The following is an 8,531-nucleotide window of genomic DNA, read 5'->3' as shown; positions in this document are numbered from 1 at the left end:
ACTTTAAGTCTTTGGAGGGGGCCAGTTTTTCCCAAAAATCGGAGTCGGTCGCATCGCCTTGAATAACCGCGCGGCCACTTTCAATTTGGTGTTGAATTTTGTCTAGGTCGGTATCTATGCCCAGTACTAAATCGGGGTAATATTGTTGCAGCATATCGTAGGCCCCTTCACCAATTCGCCCCATACCAAGAATGACCACTTGCATCTGACCTAATTCAATTGGTTGGTCTTCTAAGTGCAGTTTCTTACGTTGCAGGCGTTTTAATTGAGGGCGCAGGTACTGATACAAAATGTCGGCATTTTTATGGATGGGGGCCGACACCAAAAAGCTTAAGCTTACCGCTACCGCCAATATGGCCATCCATTCGTTGCCTATCCAGCCTTGATGCACTGCCACTGCGGTAACAATCAAGCCAAACTCACTGTAGTTGGCTAAGCTGAGAGCCCCTAAGAAAGCGGTGCGCGAACGTAGCCGAAAGGTCAGTAAATACAATAAATAAAAGGCTGATTTGAGCACCAACACAAGCACTAAGAATAGCGCTATATAAATAGATTCGAGACTCAGTTCGCTAGATAAACCAATGGATAAGAAAAAGGCTACTAGGAAGAGTTCTTTGAAGCTAAATAAGGCTTTAGCCATACCGCTGGCTGCTGGGTGTCCGGCTAGCAACATGCCCACAAGCAATGCACCTAGGTCGGCTTTTAAACCCACCATACTAAACAGGTGGGCGCCTACCACAAAGGTGAGGAAGAACCCCATTACCAATTGTAGTTCGCCGTGGCCAACCCGATTTAATAAACGGTAGAGGAATGGTCTTAGCGGTAATAGTAATAACAATAGCGGTGCATAAATGGTCGGTAGTTTTCCAGTAGTGCTGGCCAGAAAGACCACCGCGAAGATGTCTTGCATGATCAGAATACCGATCGCGACCCGACCATACAGCGCATTCATTTCACTTTTATCTTCCAGCGCCTTAACCGCGAATACGGTACTGGAAAAACACAGTGCGAAGGCTATCACCGATATACCGTTGCTTGACAGTTCGCTAATGCTGCCAATGCCTATCCATTTTACCGCCGACAATACGCCAATAAACAATAGCATGTTGGTAATGATATGAGCGCTAGCGGTTCCCCATACTTCGCGTTTAAACAGGGTCCGAATATCTAACTTCAAACCCACGGTAAACAACAGCAAGGTAACGCCGAGATCGGCGGCGGTAGAAATCATCTCATTTTGTTCAAAGCCGATTTCTCGCAGAGCAAAGCCCGCCGCTAAAAAACCAATTAATGGGGGGAGGTGCGCTAAATGCGCCAATAAACCGGCTAAAAAAGTAACAGTGATGAGTATCGAAATATCCATTAATGCCCGTTCTTCTTATTATATTATGTCGATGGCAGCCACATTAGGATAAACATAGTTTGGCCTAAAGGGTACCATTTCAATATCTTGTTCTTTACTCACGCCGGACAGGACTAATATGGTTTCCAAGCCCGCTTGAAAGCCTGCCAAAATGTCGGTGCGTAAGTTGTCGCCAATGATTAAGGTGTGTTCTGCGTGGGCGCCCATTTTGTTCAGTGCTGCTCGCATAATCCAAGCGCTAGGTTTACCTACTACAAAGGGTTTTCGTCCGGTGATTCGCTCTATGGGGGCACACAACGCGCCGCAGGCGGGGCTCATATTCGGTCCATGAGTATCGGGGTTCGTGGCAATAAATTGTGCACCTTCGGCAACAAATCTGGCGGCGTGCTGAATCATGTTCCAGTTGTAGTTTTTGGTTTCGCCTACAATCACAAAGTCGGGATTGATATCGGTGATGGTAAACCCCGCGCTATACAGTTCATGAATCAAGGCACCTTCACCTATCACATAGGCTTTATTACCCGATTGGCGCTTTAAAAAGTCGGCTGTCGCCATGGCCGAGGTATAAAAACAACTTTCTGGAATGTTTAAACCCGCCGTCTGAAAGCGATTTTGTAGGTCTTGCGGCGTTTGTGCGGGGTAATTGGTTAAAATAACCAGTTTGGTTTCGTTGGCTAACAAGCGTTCGATAAAGGTTTTAGCACCATCTATCAGTTGATTGTCGTGCAACAATACCCCATCAATGTCGCAAATAACGGCTTTACTCATTGTTTTTCCTTAAAACTCTATTTTTTACAGCATCAGGGTAACGTAGTGAGGCCAGAAAGCGCTAGATAAAAAGTAACTTTCTGGCAACAAATAGATTATATTCTTTATTATCCAAGCGGTTATAAGGAAGGCCCGATGCTTAATATTAAACAATTTGTGAAAAAAATCCCCAAGGTGGAATTGCACCTTCATATCGAAGGCAGCCTTGAACCTGAATTAATGTTTAGCTTAGCAGAACGCAATGCTATCAGCTTGCCTTATTCTTCGGTAGATGCGCTAAAACAAGCTTATCAATTCAATAATTTACAAGAGTTTCTTGATTTGTATTATCAAGGGGCGGAAGTGCTACAGACCGAGCAAGATTTTTTCGATTTGGCTTGGGCATACTACCTCAGTTGTCAGCGAGATAATGTATTACATACAGAAATCTTTTTTGACCCACAAACCCATACTGAACGTGGCATCGATATGGGTACGGTGATTCACGGTCTAATGCGTGCTAAACAGCAGGCTCATCAGCAATTGGGGGTGAGTAGCGAATACATATTATGCTTCCTACGTCATTTATCTGAGGAGTCGGCTATTGAAACGCTGCAAGCCGCTAAGCCGTATTTGTCTGATATTGTTGGCGTGGGCTTGGATTCTAGTGAACAAGGACATCCGCCAGAGAAGTTTCAACGGGTGTTTGCCATGGCCAAGCAACTTGGCTTGCAGCGGGTGGCGCATGCGGGTGAAGAAGGCCCCGCCGCTAACGTGAGAAACGCTTGGCAGCTTTTAGATGTGAGCCGTATCGACCATGGCGTGCGCTGCTTAGAAGATGAGGCTTTAGTGGCGCAGTTAGCTGAGGCTAAACTGCCGTTAACGGTATGTCCTTTTAGTAACGTAAAGTTAAAAGTGGTGTCTAACTTAAGTGAGCATCCGTTACCGGAAATGCTCAATAAAGGTTTGGCGGTCACGATTAATTCCGATGACCCAGCTTATTTTGGCGGTTATTTATTGGCAAACCTAGAGGCCTGCGCCGAAACGTTTGCTTGGACAGCACAACAAATTGCCGATTTATGTCACACCGCAGTGCAAGCAAGTTATGCCAGTGAAACGAGAAAAAGAGAGTTAAGTCAACTAATTGACAACTGCTTAGCCGAGTTTAACTAAGCTAGCTTGTGTTTTTCGCAGCGCTCGCCATAGTAAATATTGAGTGAATGCGTAGGAGATAACCATGTTTGTTGTATTGTTTCGTTGGAAACTCAATGAAGAGCATCTGCAGTCGTTTAAAGAAGGCTGGTCAGAAATTATTCACCATAACATAGACAAATGTGCTGCCTTAGGCTCGCGCCTTCATAAAGCATCTGACGGCACTTGGATTTCTTATTCACAGTGGCCAAGCAAGGAACATTGGCTGCGTTCTAAAGAAAGCGAACCAATGGTCGCAGAAGCTCGGCAAAAAATGCGCAAAGCTATTTTATGGCAAGATGAGCCGTTATTGATGGCCCCACAGTTAGATCATTTTGTATCGACTAGTTTGGATGCCGGAAGCTCGATTATATAAACTTGCCCGTCCAGTTTACTTGCTTTAGCGCTTAAGCTCAGTAAACTGGCGCGCAGTTTAATTAATTCTAAAGGCTGTATTGGTAGGCTATGTCTAAGTTTGCGTCTCAAGCATTTTCAATCTCTTTTTCAAAAGCGTGGTTGGCCCCCAAATATTGGGGGACGTGGTTGCTCGGTGGCCTACTTATTTTATTTGCTTTTATTCCGGTAAAGTTACGTGACCGTATTGCGGTGGCGCTGGCCAATCGCTTATTTAAGCTTAAGGCTTTGAAGAAGCGGCGCGCGATTGCCGATACCAACCTTGCTTTGTGTTTCCCCGAAATGAGCGCCGAGCAGCGTGAGCTGTTGATGCTGAAGAATGTGCAAATATTTGTGCAGCTAATTTTGGGCGCTGGGGAGATGACGGTTCGTTCAAAAACCTATTTGCAAAATAGGGTCGTCGTTGAAGGGGAAGAGCATATTCAGAGCCTACTGGCTAATAATGAACGCTTCATTGTATTGTTACCGCATACCTACCCAGTGGATTTTCTTGGCACTTATTTTTGTACCCGTGGCCATGACATGTGCACCATGTTCAAAAAAACCGGTGACCCTATTGTTGATTGGGTCATGGCTAAACAACGTACCCGCTTTGGCGGAGTAATCTTTGAACGTGACGCGGGAATTAAAACACTGATTAAAGCGGTTCGCGCCGGTTATGGGTGTATTTATTTACCCGATGAAGATTTTGGACCAGAGGCGAGCTTAATGACGCCGTTATTTGCTGCCACAAAAGCCACTTTGCCGGTATTGGGCAAAATGACTCAACTTAGTGGGGCAAGAGTAGTTCCTATTTATGCTGCTTATGACAGCCAGTTGCATAAGGTGAAGTTATATATTCACCCACCGATGCAAGACTTCCCGAGTCAGGATGTAGCTCAAGATACTTTGCGAATGAACCAAGAAGTGGAAAAGCTGATCCTTCGCTCACCTGAGCAGTATATGTGGTCGTTGAAACTATTGCGTACCGTTGAAGGCAGTGACCAGCCTCGCTACTAGCCTTTAGCTGTATTCCACTAGCGCTTGGTTTTTATAACGACGAACTAAGGCAACAAATTCGCTTGCTTCGCGATCAAGAATGGTCTGGTCAATCAGTAAGTCATATCCAGTGAGTTCGCGGAGCTTCTTCATTCGGTTGGCAAACATGCCATTTAAGCCGGTGTAGATTTTACCGCTGGTTGATTTGTAATAATCATCTTCAATTAAATGCTCACTCACTTGACTGCCTTGGCAGTGACTACAGCTGCGTTTTAAGGAAGCTAACAGTGCCGCCCGCTGCTCGGTGAGCAGGTGAGCGCAGAGACGAGGAGAGAGGCTGTCTAACACAAAGTCAGGTTGTTTCAGCCTGATTCCAATGTAATTCATTTCTTGCCAATTGAGGCCATCGTGCAAACGAGGCACATCTATTCGTTGTAATTCTTGCCAAGGTAGGCACCAACCGCCATAACGATGGTGGAACTGGAGATGGTCATAACACAGGATTACCGAATAAACCGGCTGCATCCATTTTTCTACGCCAATACGGATCCCCAAATAAGCTAGGAAAAATAATATCGAGGCTAACAACGAGACCAACATCGCTGGTACATATAAGGTGCTAATGCCTGCCAATACCAGTATTGAACCCAGCGCGACTAAGCTTTTGGCGTTGTTGCTGGCTTTGCTTCTTATCCATATCGACTTAGGCATGGCGTTTACCTCATTAGTGGCTGTTAGTTATCTATACGGACCGACTGAGTGAAACGTTTATTCCGGTAAGCTGTGTCTTAATTATTGAGTTTAGCCTTGGCCACCTGTTTAGCGTTGAAGATCGCCATTTGCTCATCGGTAGCAGGCAGTTGATGATGGGCTTTCCAATTGCTGTAAGGCATGCCATATATCTTTTCTTGTGCCTGCTCATAAGTCATTGATTCGCCCTGTTCTTCAGCAGCTGCCATCATCCATTTAGCCAAGCAGTTACGGCAAAAGTCGGCTAAATTCATTAATTCGATGTTTTGTACTTCTTTGTGTTGATCTAAATGGGCCAGTAGTCGTCTAAAGGTGGCGGCTTCTATTGCTTGTTGTTTGTCCATGCTTAGTCCTTGAAGGCTTGTATTAAGCTTGATAAAGAGTAAAAAGCAGCGTTATAACGCTGCTTTAGTCGAGTGTTAATCTGTCTCGGGCTTAGCCCTTAGTGAGCAGGTTATTTAAGTTAATGATAGCGGCATTTGCCCGCGATACATAGTTGGCCATGACCAATGAATGGTTGGCCACTAAACCAAAACCGGTGCCATTTAATATCATTGGGCTCCATACAGATTCTTGTGTGGCTTCAAGTTCACGAACAATTTGACGCACTGCAACGGTGGCGTTTTTCTTTTCCAATACGCCTTTAAAATCAATTTCGATAGCTTGAAAGAAATGTAACAAGGCCCAAGCTTCACCGCGCGCCTCATAAAATACGTCATCAATTTCCCACCAAGAGGTTTTGACTAAGCTCTCTGATGGAGAGAAGGTGGATTGAGCCGCGCCTTCTTCACCCGCTAGGTTGGTGTTTAAACGGGTTCTACCAACCGACGCTGAGAGCTTTTGTGACATGCTGCCAAGGCGTGATTGCACTTCGTTCAACCAGTTAACCAAATTGTCGGCACGAGCATAAAATTGCGCGTTGGGATCGGTAGGGTTGGCTAGTTGTGAGCGGTAAATTTTTAGCGCATCGATGGCGTCTTGATATTCCCGCTCGGCGCTAGGGAGCTGCCAACTGGTGTGGTCAATATTAAACTTAGGCTGGGCAATTTTTAGTTGAGGATGTTCAACCGATTGTGATTGTGAGCGGCTAAAGTCTTTGCGCATGATTAGCGCCAAATCTCTCACTTGGTTAAGTGCCCCAAGCTCCCAATTAGGCATATTGTCCATAAGTACACTGGGAGGTATTTTGTCATTACTTAAATAGCCGCCAGGTTTGTTCATGAGTGTTTCGGCCACCAACATCAGTGCACTAGTGGTGGCATAACCGGTAACAATTTGCTCGTCGTTGGCGGCGGCTTGTTCTGTCATGTAGCTTTTTATGTCGACGCGGTCTGGCTCACTGCTCCAGATAACGGCAATTACGTAGTTAATAATGAATAAAACAAAGAAAATTATCGCCAGTTTGCGACCTGTTAACTGGAACATTAGCTAACCCTCAACAGTATGAATGCTCTCAGCATAGCCAAGTGATGAATTTAATCAACAGCTTATCGAAAAACTTAAGCGAATCACTGGCGTGTTGTCGGTAGCGCTTTAGTAACACGTGGCAGTAGTGATAAATCGCAATAAGTGAAAGGCGCAGCAAATATAGGGTTTAACTCTAGCGTGGGTACTGACACAATATGCTAAATATTTATTTTACATGGAGGTAAATCGTTATTAGATGGTGTAAGTAGTGTATTTAAGAAATATCATGTTGCTTTTGGGGGTTGTACTGAGTCTTGGCATTTGCGCGGCCAAGCCCACTGCAGCAGCCGAACTGGAGTCCTCATCTGTCAAACCTTGGGCTGCTGTTTTTCTCGATTATCAGCATCCTGACGAACCTATGTTAGGCATCAGTGTAGCGGTAAATCATTATGATAAGCACTATGCTCGTTGGGGATATTACTTGGCTTACGCTAAGTCGCAGCAGCAACAATTAGAGCGGCCTTATGCAGAACAAGCACTGCGTGAATTAGGCATGTTAAGACTGGGTTTAAGCTATAGCATCAGTAATGATTTGAGTGTGTATTTTGGTACTAGCATGCTTGAGGAATCAACAGACTATACCGACGGTATCAGCCTTTACTGCTCCGAATGTGAAGCGCAGTGGCATAATACTCGCGATAAAAAATGGGGTGCTGATGTGGGCTTGCGTTGGGCTTTTAGTCAGCACTGGGCACTATCTCTTGGTTACAATAGCAGCGTTAACGGCGGTATATTCAGCTTTGGTTATCGCGGTTAATAAGTATGCTGAACAAACCGTAAAACTTAGGCTAATCGAGCTGACAGCAGAGCAAGATTTCCGGCTGTTCTAGACGGCATACTTGGAGCTGTTGCTCGGTGATTAAGCCATAACTGGCAGGCCAGTCTTGACGCGGCATGGACACCGAGCCAGGGTTTAATTGAAAATGCGGGCCTTGACGTTCGGCTTGAGGAATATGGCTATGGCCACTCACTAAAATATCGCCCTCGGCTAGCGGCGGTAGCTGGTTTGGACCATAGTTGTGGCCATGACACAAAAACGCCTTTCGTTTGCCTATTAATAGCTGGTTATATTCTGCTAATAATGGAAATTGACACAGCGCTTGGTCTACTTCGCTATCACAATTCCCTCTCACCGCAATAATTCGCCCAGCCATTTGGTTTAAGGCCTCAGCCACCTTTAATGGTGCGTAATGCTGTGGCACCGGGTTGCGTGGCCCGTGATTGAGTACGTCGCCTAAGCAGACTAAGTGTGACGCGCCACTGCGTTTAAAGGCCGCGAGGGTGAGTTGTAAGGCTTGGTAGTCGCCGTGAATATCTGAGCAAATAAAAAGCATGAGACAATCCTATTGTTGGTCGAGCTCAACTAAGCGCTAGGCCAATCAGTTTATTGTGTTGAGAGTAGGCCACAGTCGCTGAGCAATTTTTCGGCAAGGGCTTTTGCCAAGGCCCTATGTTGCGTTTCATCGAAATGCACGCCATCTGCTAGGTTTGGCCTTAGATAGTCTGCTGCGTCAATATATTCACAGTTCAAATCATTGGCAAGGCGCTGGTAGTAGTGAGCGAGTTGCTGTGAATGCTGCTCGGCACCACGAAAGAATTCGGCGAAGTTGCCGCTGCTGTT

10 protein-coding genes and 1 pseudogene are annotated in these 8,531 nt (G+C 45.6%); 4 read left to right on the top strand and 7 right to left on the bottom strand.

The window, feature by feature from the left end:
• Both ACQY6Q_RS10735 and ACQY6Q_RS10730 read right to left on the bottom strand, forming a co-directional pair.
• On the bottom strand, nt 1-1,363 hold a 1,363-nt coding region (locus ACQY6Q_RS10735; RefSeq protein ID WP_427981237.1), incomplete at its 3' end, for a cation:proton antiporter.
• Nucleotides 1,364-1,381: 18 nt separating this feature from the next.
• On the bottom strand, nt 1,382-2,131 hold the full coding sequence (locus tag ACQY6Q_RS10730; protein ID WP_427981235.1) for an HAD-IIA family hydrolase: 750 nt from the start codon (nt 2,129-2,131) through the stop codon (nt 1,382-1,384).
• 144 nt (nt 2,132-2,275) lie between these two features.
• Here ACQY6Q_RS10730 and ACQY6Q_RS10725 point away from each other — a divergent pair, with 144 nt between their 5' ends.
• From ACQY6Q_RS10725 to lpxM, 3 genes are all read left to right on the top strand, one after another.
• The gene (locus ACQY6Q_RS10725) at nt 2,276-3,283 is read left to right on the top strand and encodes an adenosine deaminase (RefSeq protein WP_427981240.1); all 1,008 of its coding nucleotides are present in this window, start codon (nt 2,276-2,278) and stop codon (nt 3,281-3,283) included.
• Nucleotides 3,284-3,347: 64 nt separating this feature from the next.
• The gene (locus tag ACQY6Q_RS10720; protein ID WP_427981233.1) at nt 3,348-3,677 is read left to right on the top strand and encodes an antibiotic biosynthesis monooxygenase family protein; all 330 of its coding nucleotides are present in this window, start codon (nt 3,348-3,350) and stop codon (nt 3,675-3,677) included.
• A gap of 89 nt (nt 3,678-3,766) precedes the next feature.
• Nucleotides 3,767-4,714 carry a lauroyl-Kdo(2)-lipid IV(A) myristoyltransferase gene (gene lpxM, locus ACQY6Q_RS10715; RefSeq protein ID WP_427981231.1) on the top strand — a complete coding sequence of 316 codons (948 nt, stop codon included), beginning with the start codon at nt 3,767-3,769 and terminating at the stop codon, nt 4,712-4,714.
• 3 nt (nt 4,715-4,717) lie between these two features.
• On the opposite strand, the gene ACQY6Q_RS10710 is transcribed toward lpxM, so the two are convergent.
• The 3 genes from ACQY6Q_RS10710 to ACQY6Q_RS10700 all read right to left on the bottom strand — a co-directional run bounded on the left by ACQY6Q_RS10710 (nt 4,718) and on the right by ACQY6Q_RS10700 (nt 6,868).
• Nucleotides 4,718-5,404 carry a DUF2982 domain-containing protein gene (locus ACQY6Q_RS10710; protein WP_427981228.1) on the bottom strand — a complete coding sequence of 229 codons (687 nt, stop codon included), beginning with the start codon at nt 5,402-5,404 and terminating at the stop codon, nt 4,718-4,720.
• Nucleotides 5,405-5,481: 77 nt separating this feature from the next.
• Nucleotides 5,482-5,787: a DUF1244 domain-containing protein gene (locus ACQY6Q_RS10705; protein WP_427981223.1), complete on the bottom strand. Its 306-nt coding sequence runs from the start codon at nt 5,785-5,787 to the stop codon at nt 5,482-5,484.
• 91 nt (nt 5,788-5,878) lie between these two features.
• Entirely contained in the window at nt 5,879-6,868 is a 990-nt protein-coding gene (locus ACQY6Q_RS10700) for a DUF2333 family protein (protein WP_427981218.1), read from the bottom strand.
• Between the two features lie 268 nt (nt 6,869-7,136).
• Between ACQY6Q_RS10700 and ACQY6Q_RS10695 the strand changes: the two genes are divergently transcribed.
• The gene (locus tag ACQY6Q_RS10695; RefSeq protein ID WP_427981216.1) at nt 7,137-7,667 is read left to right on the top strand and encodes a TonB-dependent receptor; all 531 of its coding nucleotides are present in this window, start codon (nt 7,137-7,139) and stop codon (nt 7,665-7,667) included.
• Nucleotides 7,668-7,698: 31 nt separating this feature from the next.
• On the opposite strand, the gene yfcE is transcribed toward ACQY6Q_RS10695, so the two are convergent.
• Both yfcE and ACQY6Q_RS10685 read right to left on the bottom strand, forming a co-directional pair.
• A complete protein-coding gene (yfcE, locus tag ACQY6Q_RS10690; RefSeq protein ID WP_427981214.1) occupies nt 7,699-8,244 on the bottom strand; it encodes a phosphodiesterase in 546 nt (181 codons plus the stop codon).
• A gap of 50 nt (nt 8,245-8,294) precedes the next feature.
• Nucleotides 8,295-8,531: pseudogene (locus ACQY6Q_RS10685) on the bottom strand (hypothetical protein); the annotation flags it as partial.

Origin of the sequence: Agarivorans sp., from assembly GCF_050295395.1 — a bacterium.
Lineage (GTDB): Bacteria > Pseudomonadota > Gammaproteobacteria > Enterobacterales > Celerinatantimonadaceae > Agarivorans.
This window is presented reverse-complemented; position numbering and strand designations above follow the sequence as displayed.